The sequence below is a fragment of the Actinomyces sp. ICM39 genome (assembly GCF_000282935.1).
Classification (GTDB): Bacteria; Actinomycetota; Actinomycetes; order Actinomycetales; family Actinomycetaceae; genus Pauljensenia; species Pauljensenia odontolytica_B.
Window position 1 is genome coordinate 1 of sequence record NZ_ALCB01000108.1, and the last position, 18,475, is coordinate 18,475.

General features: G+C 64.0%; 15 protein-coding genes. All 15 read right to left on the reverse strand.

The features are described from left to right. Nucleotides 1-35 precede the first annotated feature (35 nt). The 15 genes from pyk to HMPREF1137_RS06980 all read right to left on the reverse strand — a co-directional run bounded on the left by pyk (nt 36) and on the right by HMPREF1137_RS06980 (nt 18,194). Nucleotides 36-1,481: a pyruvate kinase gene (gene pyk, locus HMPREF1137_RS06910; RefSeq protein WP_081493524.1), complete on the reverse strand. Its 1,446-nt coding sequence runs from the start codon at nt 1,479-1,481 to the stop codon at nt 36-38. A gap of 125 nt (nt 1,482-1,606) precedes the next feature. After that, nucleotides 1,607-2,566, reverse strand: a complete 960-nt coding sequence (lgt, locus tag HMPREF1137_RS06915) for a prolipoprotein diacylglyceryl transferase (protein ID WP_007590487.1) — start codon at nt 2,564-2,566, stop codon at nt 1,607-1,609. After that, entirely contained in the window at nt 2,563-3,372 is an 810-nt protein-coding gene (gene trpA, locus HMPREF1137_RS06920) for a tryptophan synthase subunit alpha (RefSeq protein ID WP_007590465.1), read from the reverse strand. Before trpA ends, lgt begins: the two co-directional genes overlap by 4 nt. Nucleotide 3,373: 1 nt before the next feature. Next, the gene (trpB, locus tag HMPREF1137_RS06925; RefSeq protein ID WP_007590477.1) at nt 3,374-4,669 is read right to left on the reverse strand and encodes a tryptophan synthase subunit beta; all 1,296 of its coding nucleotides are present in this window, start codon (nt 4,667-4,669) and stop codon (nt 3,374-3,376) included. Then, nucleotides 4,669-5,517: an indole-3-glycerol phosphate synthase TrpC gene (gene trpC, locus HMPREF1137_RS06930; protein WP_007590545.1), complete on the reverse strand. Its 849-nt coding sequence runs from the start codon at nt 5,515-5,517 to the stop codon at nt 4,669-4,671. Before trpC ends, trpB begins: the two co-directional genes overlap by 1 nt. An 88-nt stretch (nt 5,518-5,605) precedes the next feature. After that, nucleotides 5,606-7,135, reverse strand: coding sequence for a chorismate-binding protein (locus HMPREF1137_RS06935; protein WP_007590533.1), 1,530 nt, complete (start codon nt 7,133-7,135; stop codon nt 5,606-5,608). Nucleotides 7,136-7,238: 103 nt separating this feature from the next. Then, on the reverse strand, nt 7,239-7,931 hold the full coding sequence (locus tag HMPREF1137_RS06940; RefSeq protein WP_007590486.1) for a prepilin peptidase: 693 nt from the start codon (nt 7,929-7,931) through the stop codon (nt 7,239-7,241). Continuing rightward, nucleotides 7,928-8,788: a shikimate dehydrogenase gene (locus HMPREF1137_RS06945; RefSeq protein ID WP_007590507.1), complete on the reverse strand. Its 861-nt coding sequence runs from the start codon at nt 8,786-8,788 to the stop codon at nt 7,928-7,930. Before HMPREF1137_RS06945 ends, HMPREF1137_RS06940 begins: the two co-directional genes overlap by 4 nt. Beyond that, on the reverse strand, nt 8,785-10,233 hold the full coding sequence (gene mltG / locus HMPREF1137_RS06950) for an endolytic transglycosylase MltG (protein WP_007590459.1): 1,449 nt from the start codon (nt 10,231-10,233) through the stop codon (nt 8,785-8,787). Before mltG ends, HMPREF1137_RS06945 begins: the two co-directional genes overlap by 4 nt. After that, nucleotides 10,230-10,718 carry a Holliday junction resolvase RuvX gene (gene ruvX, locus HMPREF1137_RS06955; RefSeq protein ID WP_007590428.1) on the reverse strand — a complete coding sequence of 163 codons (489 nt, stop codon included), beginning with the start codon at nt 10,716-10,718 and terminating at the stop codon, nt 10,230-10,232. Before ruvX ends, mltG begins: the two co-directional genes overlap by 4 nt. Continuing rightward, on the reverse strand, nt 10,715-13,423 hold the full coding sequence (gene alaS, locus HMPREF1137_RS06960; RefSeq protein WP_007590447.1) for an alanine--tRNA ligase: 2,709 nt from the start codon (nt 13,421-13,423) through the stop codon (nt 10,715-10,717). The genes ruvX and alaS overlap by 4 nt, the downstream gene beginning before the upstream one ends. 120 nt (nt 13,424-13,543) lie before the next feature. Further along, entirely contained in the window at nt 13,544-14,167 is a 624-nt protein-coding gene (gene rpsD, locus HMPREF1137_RS06965) for a 30S ribosomal protein S4 (RefSeq protein ID WP_007590432.1), read from the reverse strand. Between the two features lie 119 nt (nt 14,168-14,286). Then, nucleotides 14,287-15,630 carry a replication-associated recombination protein A gene (locus HMPREF1137_RS06970; protein WP_007590440.1) on the reverse strand — a complete coding sequence of 448 codons (1,344 nt, stop codon included), beginning with the start codon at nt 15,628-15,630 and terminating at the stop codon, nt 14,287-14,289. A gap of 10 nt (nt 15,631-15,640) precedes the next feature. Beyond that, nucleotides 15,641-16,933 carry a type IV secretion protein Rhs gene (locus HMPREF1137_RS06975; RefSeq protein ID WP_034497291.1) on the reverse strand — a complete coding sequence of 431 codons (1,293 nt, stop codon included), beginning with the start codon at nt 16,931-16,933 and terminating at the stop codon, nt 15,641-15,643. Between the two features lie 205 nt (nt 16,934-17,138). Next, nucleotides 17,139-18,194: a hypothetical protein gene (locus HMPREF1137_RS06980; protein ID WP_231284049.1), complete on the reverse strand. Its 1,056-nt coding sequence runs from the start codon at nt 18,192-18,194 to the stop codon at nt 17,139-17,141. Nucleotides 18,195-18,475: the final 281 nt, after the last annotated feature.

Here is an 18,475-nt window from a genome sequence, read left to right on the forward strand (position 1 = left end):
CGGCTTGATGCCGGCGCCCCCGCTACTCACGTATCTCACGCGTGGCGGGTTCCGCCAATCGCGTAGTCGGCCTCATCTCCGACTTCATGGATACGCAGCATGTTCGAGGAGCCGGCAATGCCCGGGGGCATACCAGCAACGATGACCAGCTGATCACCGATGTCCGCCAGGTGCGCGGACTGGACGACCTGATCGAGCTGCCACACCATGTCGTCGGTGTGCTGCACCTCGGGAACGCGGTACGTCTGGATACCCCACGAGAGGGCCAGGCGGCGACGCGTCGACTCGAGCGGCGTGAAGGCCAGCATCGGGATCGGGCGGCGCATGCGCGACAGCAGACGAGCGGAGGTGCCGGACTGACTGAAGGTCACCAGGTAGCGGGCATCCATGTGCTCGGCGATACGCGCCGCGGCCTCACAGATGACGCCGGCTCGGTCGGCGTAGAAGCCGGGGATCGACGCGATGCGCTCGCCGCCGTTCTCTTCCGTCGACTCGATGATCGCGGCCATCGTGCGCACCGTCTCAATCGGGAACGCGCCGACCGAGGTCTCGCCGGAGAGCATGACCGCATCGGCACCGTCGAGGATCGCGTTGGCGCAGTCGGAGGCCTCGGCGCGCGTCGGACGCGGGTTCTTGATCATGGAATCCATGACCTGCGTCGCGACGATGACGGGCTTGGCAGCAATACGAGCGAGTTCGATCGCGCGCTTCTGAACCAGCGGGACCGCCTCGAGGGGCATCTCGACACCGAGGTCACCGCGGGCGACCATGATGCCGTCGAAAGCCTCGATAATGTCTTCCAGCGCCTCGACAGCCTGGGGCTTCTCGATCTTGGCGATGACCGGGATGCGCTTGCCCATCTCGTCCATGATCTCGTGGACATCCTTGATGTCCTCGGCAGAACGCACGAAGGACAGCGCGATGAAGTCGGCATCCTGCTCGATACCCCAGCGCAGATCCTCCTTGTCCTTCTCAGACAGCGCAGGGACGGAGACGGCGACGCCAGGCAGGTTAAGACCCTTGTGGTCCGAAACCATGCCGGGAACCTCGACGCGGGTAACGACGTCGGTCTCGGTGACCTCAACGACGCGGACCGCGACGTTACCGTCGTCGATCAGCAGGCGGTCGCCGGGGGCGCAGTCACCGGGCAGACCCTTGAAAGTCGTACCGACGAGTTCCTTGGTGCCGGGAACGTCGCGGGTCGTGATGGTGAAGGTGTCACCGATCTTCAGTTCCTGGGGGCCGTCCTGGAACGTCTCCAGGCGGATCTTGGGGCCCTGGAGGTCGACAAGAACCGCAATCGCGCGGCCGGACGTCGCAGACGCCTTTCGCACGCGCGCAATGACGGCCTCGTGCTCCTCAGCCTTCCCATGCGACCGGTTGATACGCGCGACATCCATGCCGGCGTCCACCAGTGCCTGGAGCTGCTCAGGGGATTCAGTGGCAGGTCCAATAGTGCAGACAATCTTAGCTCGACGCATAAGTAAAAGTTTACCTTCCAACCCCTGTTCTGACGAGGAAGATCAGCAGCGGGGCGACGTGATCATTCCCATGAATCCACCTGTGGTGGGACCTCTGGCACACAGATTGCGAGCACGGAGCGAGTCTAAAACTGCTCGAGAGTGCTCTCTTCAGCAGATTCATCCTCACTCACGCTGGTCCCCACAACATCGTCAGCATCGGATTCACCGGCGCAAGTGTGCAGGTCTTGGCCTTCTCCGTCCGCGTTATCCGCAGTCGTCTCAGCGACAACGCGTGTCGGGCGTCCGAGCCGGCCGGCGATAACGAACACGAGCACTCCCAGTGCGAACACGAGCAGGGACGTCCATACATTGAGGCGCAGGCCCAAGACTCTGTGCGCGTCGTCGATGCGCAGCATCTCGATCCAGCACCGGCCGGCCGTGTAGGCCATCAGGTACAGACCGAACACCTGTCCCCCGGCGAAGCGGTGACGCCGGTCGAGCCACACGATGAGCGCGGCGGCGGCAAGGTTCCACAGGCACTCGTAGAGGAACGTCGGATGGAACAGCGTCCCCGCGGGGTATCCGGCCGGCATGTGCGCAGCGTCGATCTGGAGACCCCACGGCATGGTCGTCGGGGCGCCGAAAAGCTCCTGGTTAAACCAGTTTCCCCAACGGCCGATCGCTTGGGCGATCAGCAGAGCCGGAGCCAGGGAGTCGGCGATTGGGCCGAGGCGGACACCCGCACGTTTGACGGCGATATACACGCCGAGCGCACCGAAGGCGACGCCGCCCCAAATACCCAGGCCTCCACGCCAAATCTGGAAAGCGAGCATCGGGTCACCGCCCGGACCGAAGTAGGCGTCCGGGGACGTGATGACGTGGTAGATCCGCGCGCCGACGACGCCGAGCGGGATCGCCCAGAGCGCGGCGTCGTACAGCGTGTCCGGGTTTCCACCGCGGTCACGATAGCGTCGGGCGGTCCACCAGACACCGATGATCATGCCTGCGGCGATGATAATGCCGTAGGCCCGCAGCGGAATCGGCCCGAGGTGCCAGACGCCCTGCGAAGGCGACGGGATACCGGCCGCGATGAGGGCGCTCACGCGCGTGCCCCGCTCACGCCGGACTTCAGCTCGGTGGCGAGCTCAGCCAGGGCCTTCAGGCCACGGTCGATGTTCTCGTCGAACAGAGTCTTGACGAGCGCGGATCCGACGATGACACCGTCCGCGTAAGCGCCGATCTCGCGGGCCTGAGCGCCGTTGGAGACGCCGAGGCCCACGCACACGCGCTCGGCTCCGGCGGCGCGGGTACGCTCAACAACGTCGGCGACGTGAGCACCAACCGCTGCGCGCGCACCCGTCACGCCCATCGACGAGGCCGCATACACCCAGCCGCGCGAGTGCTCTGCGATGAGTTTGAGGCGATGCTCGGGGGACGAGGGAGCACTCAGATAGATGCGTTCGAGGTCGTACTTGTCCGACGCTGCCTCCCACTGCGCGCCCTCTTCGGGCGGCAGGTCAGGCGTGATGAGGCCGGAGCCGCCCACGGCGGCAAAGTCCTTGGCGAAGCGCTCGACGCCCCACCACTCGACCGGGTTCCAGTAGGTCATCGAGCAGGTCGAAATGCCGTACGAGGTCAGCTCGTCCACCGCGTGGAAGAGATCCTCGAGGTGCGTGCCTCGTTCGAGAGCGGCGACGGTCGCACGCTGGATGGTCGGGCCGTCCATGCCCGGATCCGAGTACGGGAAGCCGAGCTCGATGACGTCGACGCCGCAGTCCGCCAGGACCTTACCCGCGCGGATCGAATCCTCGACCGACGGGAATCCAACGGGCAGGTACGCGATGAACGCAGCGTCGCCGCGCTGGAGGGCTGCGTCAATCGCGACAGCTGAATGGGGTGCACGCGTCATGTCACTTCTCCTCGTTCTCGTCCAGGACGGCAACGCCCGACGGGCCGGCGCTGGGGTCGATGACCTGCAGCTTCGCGTGTCCGTAGCCGAACCACCGCGATGCCGTATCCACGTCCTTGTCGCCGCGACCCGACACGGTCACGATCACGATGGGCTCCTCCCCCGGCGCGAACGGGCCCTCGGCCTCGACCTTCGCGCGGGCCCAGGCGCGTACGCCGGCGAGGGCGTGTGAGGACTCGATCGCGGGAATGATGCCTTCCGTGCGCGACAGGTGCAGGAAAGCATCCATGGCCTCGGCGTCGGAAACGGGCATGTACGAGGCGCGACCGGTGCGCGCCAACCACGCGTGCTGCGGGCCCACACCCGGGTAATCAAGGCCAGCGGAAATCGAGTGGGAGGCCTTCGTCTGGCCGTCGCGTTCCTGCAGCACGAACGTGCGTGCGCCGTGCAGCACGCCCACCTCGTCGGCGGTAATAGAGGCTGCGTGTCGCCCGGTGTCGAAGCCATCGCCAGCTGCCTCGCACCCGAGCAGCTCGACGCTGGGATCATCGATGAACGCCGTGAAGGAACCAATCGCGTTGGAGCCGCCACCCACGCAGGCGACGACGACGTCAGGCAGACGTCCCTCGGCGGCGAGCAGCTGCGCGCGCGCCTCATCGCCGATGACACGCTGAAGGTCGCGCACCAGCTCCGGGAAGGGGTGCGGGCCGGCGGCCGTACCGAAGATGTAGTTGGTCGTCTCCACGTTGGTCACCCAGTCGCGGAAGGCCTCGTTGATCGCGTCCTTGAGGGTCGCCGATCCAGCCGTCACGGCGATAACCTCGGCGCCGAGCATCTGCATGCGCGCGACGTTCAGCGCCTGGCGCTCGGTGTCCTCACGTCCCATGTAGATCGTGCAGTCGAGGCCAAGGAGAGCAGCTGCGGTCGCGGTGGCCACGCCGTGCTGACCCGCACCGGTCTCCGCAATAACACGCGTCTTGCCCAGTTCCTTGGTGAGCAGCGCCTGACCGAGCACGTTGTTGATCTTGTGTGAACCCGTGTGGTTGAGGTCCTCACGCTTCAGGAACACACGCACGCCACCCAGGTCGGCCGCAAAACGCGGGGCCTCGGTCAGCAGCGAGGGACGTCCGGCGTAGTTCAGGAACAGGTCGCGCAGACGGCGCTGGAACGACTTGTCGCGCCACAGGCGCTTCCACGCGGCCTCAACCTCTTCGAGGGGGCCCATGAGAGACTCGGCGACGAAGCGTCCGCCGAAATCACCGAAGTACGGTCCTTGAGCAAAGTTCTCGGCTTCCATCACTGTCCTTCCTGACGCGCCGCAGCGACGCGAGCCTTGCGATCCGTGCGCAGCGCGGGATGCTGGCCCGCGCTCACCATGTCCTGAATGCTCGCGCGGGGATCACCCGACGTCACAAGCGCTTCGCCGACGAGCACAGCATCCGCACCCCACTTGGCGTATTCGAAAACATCATGAGCATTCGCGACGCCGGACTCGGCGACGGCGACGACATCCTGGGGAATCACGTCGATGACCTGCTCGACGGTCGAGCGGTCCACTTCCAGCGTCTTCAGGTTACGAGCGTTGACGCCGATGATCGAGGCGCCAGCCTCCATCGCGCGCAGGGCTTCGAGTCGCGAGTGCGTCTCCACCAGTGCCTCCATGCCGAGCGAACGAGTGCGTTCCAGCAGGGACACCAGCACATTCTGCTCGAGCGCAGCGACGATCAACAGCACGAGGTCGGCGCCGTGAGCACGCGCCTCGTGGATCTGATACGGCGTAACGATAAAGTCCTTGCGCAGAATCGGAATATCGACGGCCGCGCGCACTGCGTCAAGATCCGCGAGCGAACCGTTGAAGCGACGCTGCTCGGTGAGCACCGAGATGACCGACGCTCCCCCGGCCTCGTACGTCGACGCGAGAGCGGCCGGATCCGGGATCGCTGCGAGCGCACCCTTAGACGGCGAGGATCGCTTGACCTCGGAGATGATCTTGACGGCACCATCGCGGCCCCGCAGGGCACCGAGCGCATCCTTCGCCTCCGGAATCTGGGCCTCAATCTCCTTGATCCGAGCCAGAGGGACGCGGTCTTCACGCTCTTTCAGGTCCTCGCGGACCCCGGCGATAATGTCATCGAGAACGCTCACGACGCTCCCCTTTCAGGCAGAAACGATCAATCCTCACCTAGGCTAGCGAAAAATAGCCCACAGCGGGCAAGCCATCCCGCACTCCGGGTTAGGACAGCGGAACGAGAGTCGACGCCCGCACGACGGACTCGACCGCTGCGGCGGCCTTATTGCGTGACTCCTCGTACTCGAGGGCGGGAACCGAATCGGCAACGAGTCCCGCACCCGCTTGCACCGAGGCAACGCCGTCCTTCAGGGAGGCCGTGCGAATAGCGATCGCCAGATCCGCGTCACCGGACAGGTCGAAGTAGCCGACCACGCCGCCGTACACTCCGCGCGCCGCGGGCTCGAAGTCGTCAATGAGCTGGATGGCACGAGGCTTGGGCGCGCCCGAGAGGGTGCCCGCCGGGAAGGTCGCAACCAGCGCATCGAGGGCGTCAGCGTCAGGGCGCAGGACACCCGTCACCGTGGAGGAAATGTGCTGAATGTGCGAAAAGCGCTTAAGTTCCATGAGCGTCGAGACCTCAACCGAAGCCGGATCGCAGACCTTCGAGAGGTCGTTGCGGGCCAGATCAACGAGCATGACGTGCTCGGACAGTTCCTTCGGATCCTCGAGCAGCTCAGCAGCCAGTCGGTGATCCTCTGCCGAATCGACACCGCGCGGACGCGAGCCGGCAATCGGGTAGGTCCAGACGCGGCGCCGCTCAGTCTTCACGAGAGTCTCCGGAGACGAGCCGACAACCTCGAAATGACCGCCCTTCTCGTCAGGCAGCTCCAGGAAGTACATGTAGGGCGAGGGGTTGACCGTGCGCAGCACGCGGTAGACGTCGAGACCGCTGGCAGACGTCGACACATCGAGTCGCTGGGACAGCACGATCTGGAAGGCGTCACCGTCTTCGATCGCGCGCTTGGCCGCGTTCACGGAAGACTCAAAATCAGAGCGCGCCGTGCGCTGGCGTACCTGCGGCGGCGTCGCACCGCTGCTGCCGAGCACAGCCGGAGCGATCGGGGTTGCCAGCTGCGAGGTCATCGCGTCGAGACGCTCAATCGCACGGTGATACGCTCCGTCGACGCCATCGGCCGAGCCGTTCAAGTTCCACGCGATAGCCATCAGGTAGACCGAACCCGTCGCATGGTCGAGCGCGGCGACCTCGGTGGCCAGCACGAGCGTTGCGTCGGGAATGTCGGATTCCTTTGGAGCGGTCGCTGCGAGCGTCGGCTCCCACTCGGGGATGATGCCCCAGCCCAGAGAACCGACGAGAGCGCCCGTCAGAGGAGGCATTCCGTCGATCGCGGGTGCTGCAAGCTCCTCCAGTGCGGAGTGCACGACCTCGAGGAAAGTTCCCTCCTCCAGGGCACCCTCAGGATGCGAACCGATCCACTGCGCGCGTCCGTCACGCGCGACGATCGCGCCCGCGCTCGATGCTCCAACGAACGACCAGCGGCCCCACGAACCACCGTGCTCAGCGGACTCCAGGATGAAGCTTCCATAGTTGCCGTGCGCAAGCTGTCGGTAGACACCCACCGCACTCAACTCGTCGGCAAGCACCCGGCGCACCACGGGGATCACGCGGCGCTTCGCAGCGAGATCAACAAAGACGTCACGCGGAGGCCACGTCTGGCCCCACTCGAGGCTCACAGGCTCAGACTGATACGAAGGCGTCGAAATACTCACCGCACTATTGTCCCATCCGGACGCGCACACGTCCCGGCGTGGTCCACGATGAGGCCGCGCAAGTGCCCTACAACCAGTCCGGAACGACACCCCAAGCAATCGCTGCAAGGAGGGCTGAACCGATCATCCAAGGCCCCATCGGCACCCGCGACTTGGTGCCAGCAGAACCGATCACGATCTTCCAGAGAGCGGCAAGCCCCGCCAGCACGAAGGACAGTATGAGAGAAAAAACCGCCGCGTGCAGGCCGACGGAACCGGCCATGGCACCCAAGACGGGTGCGAGTTTCACGTCTCCCCCGCCCATGCCACCGGGGAGTCGGTTCAACAGAGCGATCGGAATCGTCCAGATCAGAGCGCCAACGAGACACCCGATGAGGCGCTGCTGCCACGCTGGAGAAATGATCACGCCAACTCCCACACCAGCCGCGACGCCAATGGCCATTGCCGCCGTGTACGCATTCGGGAGACGGTGCGTGTGGGCGTCGACGTATGCGCTCAGCGCTCCGATCATCGCAACGGCCATGACGGCAGGCATGCCGGGGCGCATTTGCGCCGCAACGAAAAAGACTGCGCCCACGATAGCGGCGCTCCAGACAATCGCATTGCGCGTCAATGGCGTGCGTGTCGATTCGATGAAGTACCTACGCTGGATCTTCCAGCCGGATCTCCACAGCCACGCCAGGACAATAATCCACGTGAGAAAGCCCGACACGAGAGAAAGATCCGCACTGATTTGCGGAGGAAGCCAACCGACGATCACAGCGACGAACCCTCCCGCGAGCGACGTCCCAGTTCCTCCTCGAGGGCCTCGCGCATGACACCTGTATCGGGACTTCGCCCAGTCATCAGCTGAACCTGTGCTCCAGCCTGGAAAACGAGCATATCTGTCCCCTCGGCGACGACACCACCGGCGCTTTCGAAGGCACGGCGCAATGCGGTGTCGCGCGGCGAGTACACGACATCCAACAGGATCTGTCCCTCCCGAACCCGCAGGCGCTCGGCGAGTGGATCGGCGGCTGAGGCAGGAAGCGTGGAAATGACAAGGTCCACGCTGGAAGCCGCACGATCCACCGCCTCGGAATCCGACCATAGAATCTGTTCGATAGTGACTCCAAGCCGCGAGGCCGCCGCCACAACAGAGCCTGGACCGCCAAAACGGCGCGCGGCGACGGTCGACGACGTAATCCCCAACTCGCCCAACGCTGCAAGCGCGGACGATGCGGTAGCGCGAGCACCGAGAACGAGAGCACTCGATGGCGCGGAGCACCCCGCCAACGAACAGGCACGCCTCACGGCCGACGCGATGCCTGTGACATCGGTGTTGAAACCGGCAAGGACCCCTGACGAAGGAACGACCGTATTAACGGCGCCCACCGCGCTCGCCAGCGGATCAATCACATCGAGCAGCGGCATGACGGCCTGCTTGCAGGGCATCGTCACAGACAGGCCTGCACAGTCAGCTCCAAGACCGGCAATGAATCCGGGCAGTGAGTCTGTGTCTTGCTCGAGACGGTGATATTCCCACCCATCGATGCCGAGCTGGGCCCATGCCGCGCGATGAATCACCGGCGACAGGGAGTGCTCAATCGGCGATCCGATGACCGCGGCCCAGGTCATGATGCAGTACAAACCTTCGGGTTTGCCGTGCAGTACGCCTTGAACTGCTCACGGTTCTTCTCCTGTTCCTCCAGCGTCGAAGCGAACAGAGTCTCACCCGTGTCCAGGTTGACCGTGACAAAGTACAGCCACGTGCCGTCGGCGGGGTTCAGCACGGCCTTGATGGCCTTCTCACTCGGTTGACCGATAGGAGTGGGCGGCAGACCAGCGTGCAGTCGTGTGTTGTACGGGTTGTCGTTGTCGAGGTCTGCTTGATCGGGCACGCCGCTGGTCTTGCCAACGCCGTAGAGCACCGTGGAGTCCATGCCGAGCATGCCCTTCGTCTCACCGTTCGTGTCAGCCAGACGATTCTCGATGACGCGAGCGACCATCGGCATGTACTTGTCGATGTTCATTTCACCGTCGACGATGGAAGCCTTGATGAGGACGGTCTCGCGGTCGGCGGGTGCAACGCCTAGGCGGTCCAGTTCATCGATCGTTCCCTTGACCATGCGTGCAATCACGGTTGTCGGCGTATCTGTCTCGCCGACTTCGTAGGAGCCGGGCAGAAGCCAGCCTTCCGCGTTTCCCCCAGCCTCGGAGGGAAGTCCAATTGCCTCTGTATCGGCAAACGCCGCATCGACCTCAGCCTCGGACACGCCCATGATATCGACAATGCGCTGCTTGACTTCCGACAGCTTCTGACCGGACCCAACCGTCACCGTCGAGTCAACGCGGTTCGTTTCATCCAGCAGCGCGGCGAGTGCACCGGAAGCGCTCATCTGCAGCTTCAGTCGGTACGTACCGGGACGAATCGACATTGCCGCACGGTTCGTTTCAAACTGGCGAACGAAAGCACCCACGGACTTGACGACCCCGGCATCCACGAGAGTCTGGCCAATCGCACGACCCGACGATTCCTCATCGATCGTGACCTCGACGGAGCCGGAACCGGGACCCGGGAAGTCGTCCGATGCGGTCGTCGAGGAATTAAAGAGCTGGTCGTAGGCGACGTAGCTGGCACCCGCGAGCAATCCGAGAACCAGAACGATGATGAAGAATGAACGCACGCGACGACGGCGCTTCCGCTTGCGCGCCGCTCGACGCTCGCTCGCAAGCCTGCGCGAACGCATGCCGGTCGTCTCAGACGGCGTCTCGACGGCCTGTGCTCCACCGCGAGCACGGGTACCAGAGACAGACACGCGAGGAGTCGCTCCGGTATCGGTCACTTCGTCGAAAGAGGGAAGCGACGCCGAGCGCTGGCGAACACCGGTGCCGCGCGCAGGCGCAGCGGCGCTATCGGACGAGGACGCAGCCGCCGCAGGCATGCCCTGCGCCGGAGTAGGCGCAGCATCTGGCGTGGCCTCGACGCTGGCGTTCTCATGCGGAGCGTCGGAGTAGACCTTAGGCTCGCCGGAGTGAATCTCGCGACGAGAACGGAAGGGGTAAGGGGGAGGCGTACTCATGCGTGCGCTCCTTCACTTGGTTCGAGGATGATTTCCTCACCGGGAGCTCGACCGCTCATCCGTTCGAGCTCGAGTGCCTGTTCCAAAATGATCTGCGCCGCGACCTGGTCGATGACGCTGCGATGCTCAATCTCAGGAATCCCGGATGCACGAAGACGCGCATGCGCCTGATTGGACGTCATGCGTTCGTCGACCATCGCCACGCGGACATCGGGAACAAGCTTCTTAATGCGGCGCGCATACTTACGCGCACCCTTCGCGGAGATCCCCTCTCCCCCACGTAAGTGCCGAGGAAGTCCAACGATCACCTCGATCGCGTCGTGGCTACACACAATGTCGGCTAAGCGATCAAGATCGGACAGATCGGGAGCCCTGTGAAGGGTTTCGACGGGCATCGTGAGAATACCGTCGGGGTCGCACCGGCTGACGCCGACACGCACGGTGCCGACGTCCACGCCGATACGAATACCCCGACGAATACTCACAGAGCCTCGATTTCCTTACGGATCGCGTCGATCGCGTCGGCAATACCCTCGGGCTTGGTGCCGCCGCCCTGGGCGATGTCGTCACGGCCACCGCCGCCACCGCCCATGTACTTGCCGACGGCGCGAACCAGCGCACCGGCCTTCACCGACGCCTCACGCGCTGCCTCGTTCGTCGCGACGACCAGCGAAGGCTTGCCACCGACGACGCCACCGAGGGCAACGACGGTCCCGCGCTCATTGCCGAGGCGGTCACGCACATCGAGCGCAAGGGTACGCAGAGCGTCCGCGGAGGGCATCTCACCGACCGAGGAGGCGACGACGGTCACGGGACCGATAGCCTTCGCGGAAGCCGCCAGATCGGCACCCTGGCTCAGAGCCTGTGCTGTGCGGATCTTCTCGAGCTCCTTCTCAGACTCGCGCAGCTTGGTCAGCAGCGACTCAATGCGCTCGGGCAGTTCGTCGGCGCGGCCGCCCACGAGCTGGGAGAGCTGGTTGACGAGCGCGTGTTCCTTGGCCTGGAACTCGTATGCGCCGTCGCCCACCAGGGCGTCGATACGACGCACGCCTGAGCCGACGGATCCCTCGGAGAGCACCGTGATGCGGCCGATGTGACCGGTCGTCGGCACGTGGGTGCCACCGCACAGCTCACGGTCAAAGCCATCACCGATGGTGACGACGCGAACCTCGGAACCATACTTCTCACCAAACAGCGCGATCGCACCAGCTTCACGCGCGGCATCGATGCTCATGACCTCCGTGGTCACGGCCAGATCCTCGGCAAGCTTCTCGTTGACGAGAGCCTCGATGTCGCTCAGCTGCGAGCCCTCAAGAGCGGACCCGTGGCGGAAGTCGAAGCGCAGGCGCGACGGCGAGTTCTCCGAACCCGCCTGGGTGGCGTCCTCCGACACGACGTTACGCAGGCCCGCGTACACCATGTGGGTCGCGGTGTGAGCACGCGCAATGGCGAGACGACGCTGGCCGTCAATCTCGGCGTAGGCCTTCTCCCCCACCGTCATGCCGCCCTCGGTCAGGGTGCCACGGTGAACGCTCAGGCCACGGATAGGAGCCTGCACGTCGTGAACCTCAACGACGCCACCGCCAGCGAGACGGATCGTGCCGTGGTCGGCGAGCTGGCCACCCATTTCCGCGTAGAACGGAGTGCGATCGAGAATGACCTCAACCTCGGCGGGCGCGCTCGCAGCGGGAGCCGCCACACCATCAACGAGCAGAGCCTCCACGGTCGCCTCGGCGGCCTGCTCCGTGTAGCCCAGGAACGTTGAGCCGCCACCCATCGCCTTCTCGATGTCGTGGAAGACGCGAACATCCGTGTGTCCGGTCTTCTTCGAGCGAGCGTCGGCGCGTGCACGTTCCTTCTGCTCGGCCATCAGAGTGCGGAAGCCCTCCTCGTCGACCGACACGCCCTGCTCGGCGGCCATCTCGAGGGTCAGGTCAATCGGGAAGCCGTAGGTGTCGTGCAGCGAGAACGCCGACGCACCAGAAATCACGGGGCCGCCCTTCGATTCCTTCGCCGTTGCAACCGCCGCATCCAGGATCGTCGTACCGGCGCTGAGGGTGCGACGGAATGCATCTTCCTCCGCGTACGCGACTTCGGAGATCGTCTTCCAGTTGGTCTCCAGCTCGGGGTAGGACGCCTTCATCGCATCCTTCGAGGCCGTCAGCAGAGTCGGCATGGTTGCCTCGTCGACACCCAGCAGACGCATCGAGCGAACGGCGCGGCGGATCAGGCGACGCAGCACGTAGCCGCGGCCATCGTTACCGGGACGCACCCCGTCGCCAATCAGCATGAGCGAGGAACGCACGTGGTCGGCCACGACACGCATGCGCACGTCGTCGTCATAGGCAGCGCCAGCCTCAGGGCCAGCGGCGCCCAGACCGTAGCGCTTACCGCTCATCTGCATGGCGGCCTCGATGACGGGGAAGACCTCGTCGATCTCGTACATGTTGGGCTTGTCCTGCATGACGAAAGCCAGACGCTCCAGGCCAGCGCCCGTATCGATCGCCTTCTTGTCCAGCTCACCCAGCAGCGGGTAGTCCTTGCCGGAACCCTCACCACGCATGTACTGGTCGAACACCAGGTTCCACACCTCGAGGTAACGGTCGCCACCCGGGTCGACGGTACCGCCCACGGCCTCGGGGCCGTACTCGGGGCCGCGGTCGTAGTGCCACTCGGCGCACGGACCCGCGGGGCCGGGCTGGCCCGTGTCCCAGAAGTTCTCCTCGCGCGGCAGTCGCACGATGTGCTTGGGGTCCATGCCGATCTGCTTCGTCAGCACGTCGAAAGCCTCGTCGTCCTGGTCCCACAAGGTCACCCAGAAGCGATCGCCATCCAGGCCGTACTTGCCCTCGTCGCGCGAGCCGGTCAGCAGCTCCCACGCGTAGTTGATCGCACCTTCCTTGAAGTAATCGCCGAAGGAAAAGTTGCCGTTCATCTGGAAGAACGTGCCGTGACGGGTCGTCTTGCCGACGTTGTCGATGTCGTTCGTGCGGATGCACTTCTGGACCGACGCGGCGCGCGGCCACGGCGCGGGCTCAACGCCCGTGATGTAGGGGATGAACGGAACCATGCCCGCGATCGTGAACAGAATCGAGGGCTCCGGAGAGACGAGAGAAACGGAAGGACGAATCTCATGACCCTGCTTCTCGAAGTAGTCGAGCCAGCGGGTGCGGATTTCAGACGTACGCATAGTCCCCCATGTTAGACGGTTGGCGCCGCTCACGACACATCGGCGCGCGCAATCGGACAGTGGAATGAAAGAAAAAACCGCGCCCCCGAGCGTCGCTCGGGGGCGCGGAGTTGACTAGTGTCAGCGCGAGTAGTGCTCGACGACCATCTGGACGTCGACGGTCACGGGGACCTCAGCGCGCTTGGGGCGACGCACCAGGGTCGCCTTGAGGCGGGACAGCTCGACATCGAGGTACTCGGGGACGGCGGGCAGCACGTCGCGGTGAATACCCTCAGCGGCGATCTCGAAGGGAACCGTGGTCTGCGACTTCGGCTTGACCTGCAGAGTCTGGCCGGGCTTCACGCGGAACGACGGACGGTCGACGATCTTGCCGTCAACGAGGATGTGACGGTGCACGACGAACTGGCGGGCCTGCTGGATGGTGCGGGCGAAGCCAGCGCGCAGGACGAGGGCGTCGAGACGCATCTCGAGCAGCTCGACCAGGTTCTCACCGGTCAGGCCGGCGGTGCGACGGGCCTCTTCGAAGGCGCGGCGCAGCTGCGACTCACGGATGCCGTACTGAGCGCGCAGACGCTGCTTTTCCTTCAGACGAACGGCGTAGTCGGAGTCCTGGCGGCGGCGGGTACGGCCGTGCTCACCGGGGCCGTAGGGGCGCTTCTCGAAGTAGCGGACGGCCTTGGGGGTCAGAGCCAGACCGAGGGCGCGGGACTCGCGCACCTGCTTGCGGGAACGATTCGTTGCCATGTTTGTTCTTCCTGTTTCTCATGTCATGCCGGGAATCCCGGCATGGGGCCAACTCCAGGATCGCGTCGATCCGTCGGCTAAGGCCCCAGGTGCCCGCTGGTGCGGACAACTGTTCCATCCTAGCGTCTTTTCAGCAGATTGCGAATCACACCGAGCCGCTTCGTGAGCATCGCCTCATGTCCGTTTTCGGTTGGCTCGTAGTAACGGGTGCCTTCCAGATCGTCCGGAAGGTACTGTTGCGCGGCGACATGGTGCGGTTGATCGTGGGCGTAGAGGTATCCGTCGCCGTGGCCGAGAGACTTAGCACCGGCATAGTGCGCGTCACGCAGATGCTCCGGTACCGCTCCCCCACGTCCGGCACGCACGTCGGCGATCGCGCGGTCAATCGCCAAATAGGTCGCATTCGACTTCGGGGCCGTCGCTACGGCGACGACAGCCTGCGCAAGGAGCAGGCGCGCCTCGGGCATACCGATGAGAGCAACGCCCTGCGCGACACTCACACACGTCGTAAGAACCTCGGGAGCAGCCATGCCAATTTCTTCGGACGCTGCGATCATGATGCGCCGCGCGATGAAGCGCGGGTCTTCCCCGGCCTCGATCATACGGGCGAGATAGTGCAGCGAGGCGTCCACATCGGACCCGCGCATCGACTTAATGAACGCGCTTGCTACGTCGTAATGCTGATCCCTGCTCCACCGGACGAGAGCTTGGTTGGCTGCCGCTTCGACGCTCGCAACCGTAATCTCTCCCGATCCGTCGTCGCTGGCGACGCCCGCGGCGGCCTCGAGGAGGGTCAAAGACTTACGCGCATCCGAGCCCGCCAGGCGCACAAGGCCAGCCACTGCCTCGTCGGTGATCGCGAAGCGGCCGCCGAGGCCACGCTCATCTGCCAGCGCGCGGCGTATTAGCCCTTCGATCACATCTGCATCCAGGGGGCGCAGCGTCAACAAAAGCGAGCGCGACAGCAGCGGCGAAATAACCGAGAAGGACGGATTCTCCGTCGTCGCCGCGACGAGAACGACCCACCGATTCTCAACCGCCGGAAGCAGCGAATCCTGCTGCGACTTGGAGAAGCGATGCACCTCGTCAACGAACAGAATCGTTTCCTCACCCCCACTGGCGAGGGTGCGACGCGCATCGTCCACGACACGCCGGACGTCGCCCACGCCGGAGGACACCGCGGATAGCTCAATGAAACGTCGCCCAGACGCACGCGCGATCAAATAAGCGAGAGTCGTCTTACCCGTCCCCGGCGGCCCCCACAGCACGACCGAGGAAACAGCAACGCCATCACCCGAACCGGGTGAGAGCAGGCGGCGGAGCGGTGCCCCATCACCGAGTAAGTGAGACTGCCCAACCACCTCGTCGAGAGTCGTCGGGCGCATACGAACGGCGAGGGGCGCGCCTGCATTGAAAGCAGGCACGCCCGACTCGTCGACAGATTCAGAATCAAACAGATCCATGAAACCTAGCTTAGGACAGAGTGACCCCACTCGAGGAAGAGCCAATCTTAGGACCGGAGAGAACCTGGACAACCACGAGGCCGCCGAGGATCAGCATGCAGGCACCCGCACCCAAAAGGTAACCGTTGAGACCTTCAGATTCATTACCCGCCAGCGAGGAGGAGAGCATCTCCGCATGGAGCTTCACACCACCCGACGCATCCACGGACGAACCGGTACCGGCGGCGGCCACGGTCGAGGCGACCTTGAACTCAGCCCAGCCGACCAGCTCATGCTGGCGGTTAGCCACGACGACCTTGTAATCACCGATCGGCAGGCCCGTCACGTCCATGGACACCTGGTTGGAGTCTTCGACCTGGAGCCAGCGAGCCTCACCGGTCTGCATGATGTTTGCGCTGACCCAGTCACCAGCGACGGCCTTATCCGAAGGAACGTTGATCGTCAGCTGTCCACCGGTGAAGGCCGCACTGACGCCACCCTTGTTCGCGTCAGTCAGCTGCGACACGTCCGTGATGGGTGACACCGGGGTGTCGGAAGGCTGCGAAGCTGCAGCAGACGCGCTCGCCGACGGGGTGGGGGTCGGCGTTGCAGAGGGAGTCGGGGTCGGACGCACAGCGGGCAGCTGCGGATCGTCGGGCTGGGGAGCCGGAGGCTGCTCCGTGGTGGGCGCGGGCGCAGGATCGGAGCTGGGCTCCGTCGTTGGTTCAGGCGCAGGTGCAGGATCAGCGGTCGGCTCCGTCGTCGGCGCGGGGGCAGGCTCGGCGGTCGGAAGCGGATCGTCGATATTGTCGTGCGTCGGATCCGCGCTCGGAAGTGGAGCGTCGGTATGAGCCGGGTGCGCAGTGTCATTAGCGGGCTGGTAGACGCGCACGTGATACGTGACCGGATCGCCATCGACGAGCGAGCGACCTTCCTTGAACATGAGGACGGTAACGGTGTGGCTCGTACCGGGTTCCCAGGTGATGCCCTCAACATTGTTCTTGCCGTTGGGAACCGGGACGGTCAGCGTGTAATTGTCCGGACTGGTGGCAACCCACACATCATCGGCCGTGACGGTCACCGTCTCGCCATTACGGGTGTAGGTCGGTTTCTCAACCGGCGTGACGCGGCCCGAATCGAGCATGACACCCCAGTAGCCGGTTTCTCCGTAGGTCGACTCGAATGACGATCCATGCTCGATCGTGACAGTAAACGTCGTGTTCGGAACGGGAATCGAATCGTTATTACCGTCCGCTCGAGCAGCAAATCCGGGTATCGCGAGCGCAATGGCAGCGAACAGGCTCAGGCCCATCAGGAGGCTCATCAAGCGACTGCGCCCCGCAAGCCCGCGCGCGGCAAGGGCAGAAGTAGCCCGTGCGTGCTGCATACCGTTCTCCTTAGTGACTTAATCCTCAGAAGCACATGTTCCGAAACTAGAGTAACAGGCGTGACGCATGAATGCTAATTTCCAACGCACACCAATCGGTTAATGCACATATTCTCGCCGCAATGCGCCAGGTGAGACGTCGTTAGCGCAGCAGACCGTGCGGACGTCGAACAATACTGACCGTCACGATTGCGCCAAGGAGCGCAAGCAGGCCACCCCCCGCGAGGATCCAGCCATTCAGACGCGATTCCTGCTCGCGGGCGGCCTGATTAGACGCCTGTTGATCAGAATGCGCCTTGGGGCCAATCTGCGATGCGGACACACTCTGCTGCTCAGAAGAAGTGGAAGGCTCGGGCGTCGGGTCAGCGCCGGTAGCGGCTCCACCGGAGGAAGATGTCGAGGCCTGGGCAGAGGACGCGCCCCCCGCCGACGACGGAGTAGACGAAGGCGCAGGAGAGGACGCAGACGAAGTAGCGTCGCCCACGCGCGAAGCCGTAGACGTCTGCGTCTGCGCACCCACCGGGGTACTCGATGACGATGCAGAAGCAGTCGTCTCACCATTAGTCGTCGAGCCAGTATCGTCACCAGCAGGATCGAAAGGATCTGCGGGCGCATTCACGGCCGCATCGTCAGGCGTCGGTGCCGCAGTATCATCGGCGCTCGGCTCGACGACGTCGGCGGTCGCCGACTGAGTCGGATCCAGTGAGCAGGAAGGCACTTCGGCCGAAGATTCGACGACCGTCACCTCAACCTGGACATAGTTACCCGTCGCACCGTCACCGATCATCACCTGGTGAGAGGAGCCAACAACCCACGCCGCAGGCAGATCAAGATCAATGGAAAAAGCTCCATCCGCATCAACCTTTGCTACCGACCATGCGGCCTTGTTACGCGTCACTGACACGGGAGCCCAGGACGGAAGCGCAATATCGTCGGGACGCTGCTCGTGCCCATCATCAAGCGTCACGATCACGAATCCCAGAGTGTCATCCGACGAGGGACCCCAACCGACGCCTTCCACATGCAGCTGCGAACCACTGGCAACGACCGACGATGCAATGATCGACGCCCCTTCTTCAGACGCGGTCACACACTGCGCGGCACCATCGCCGATTCCATCAACACTATAGGCAGGGGCAACGGAGACAAACATTCCGCCGACAACAGAAGCAGAGGCGGTCAGTGCAAGCAGGGACATGCGAAGCCCCCGGCTTTGTGAGCGCACCTGTGTCGTCATGCGTATTCGTTTCCTTCTGTCTGGGATAGTCTCAACCGATCGGCACAGTCACGCGCGGAACGATCATGTCAGTGTCCGAGTAACCACTCGCTACAAGCACCATACTATTGCGTCGTCCCCACAATGTAATTGCGAGCAACAAGCAAATTCATGGCACACCTGCTCAACACCTGATTTTACCTGATTTTATGCGACTTTACCTCTATGACTGTGAGCAATATTATCGAACAATCATGCTCACT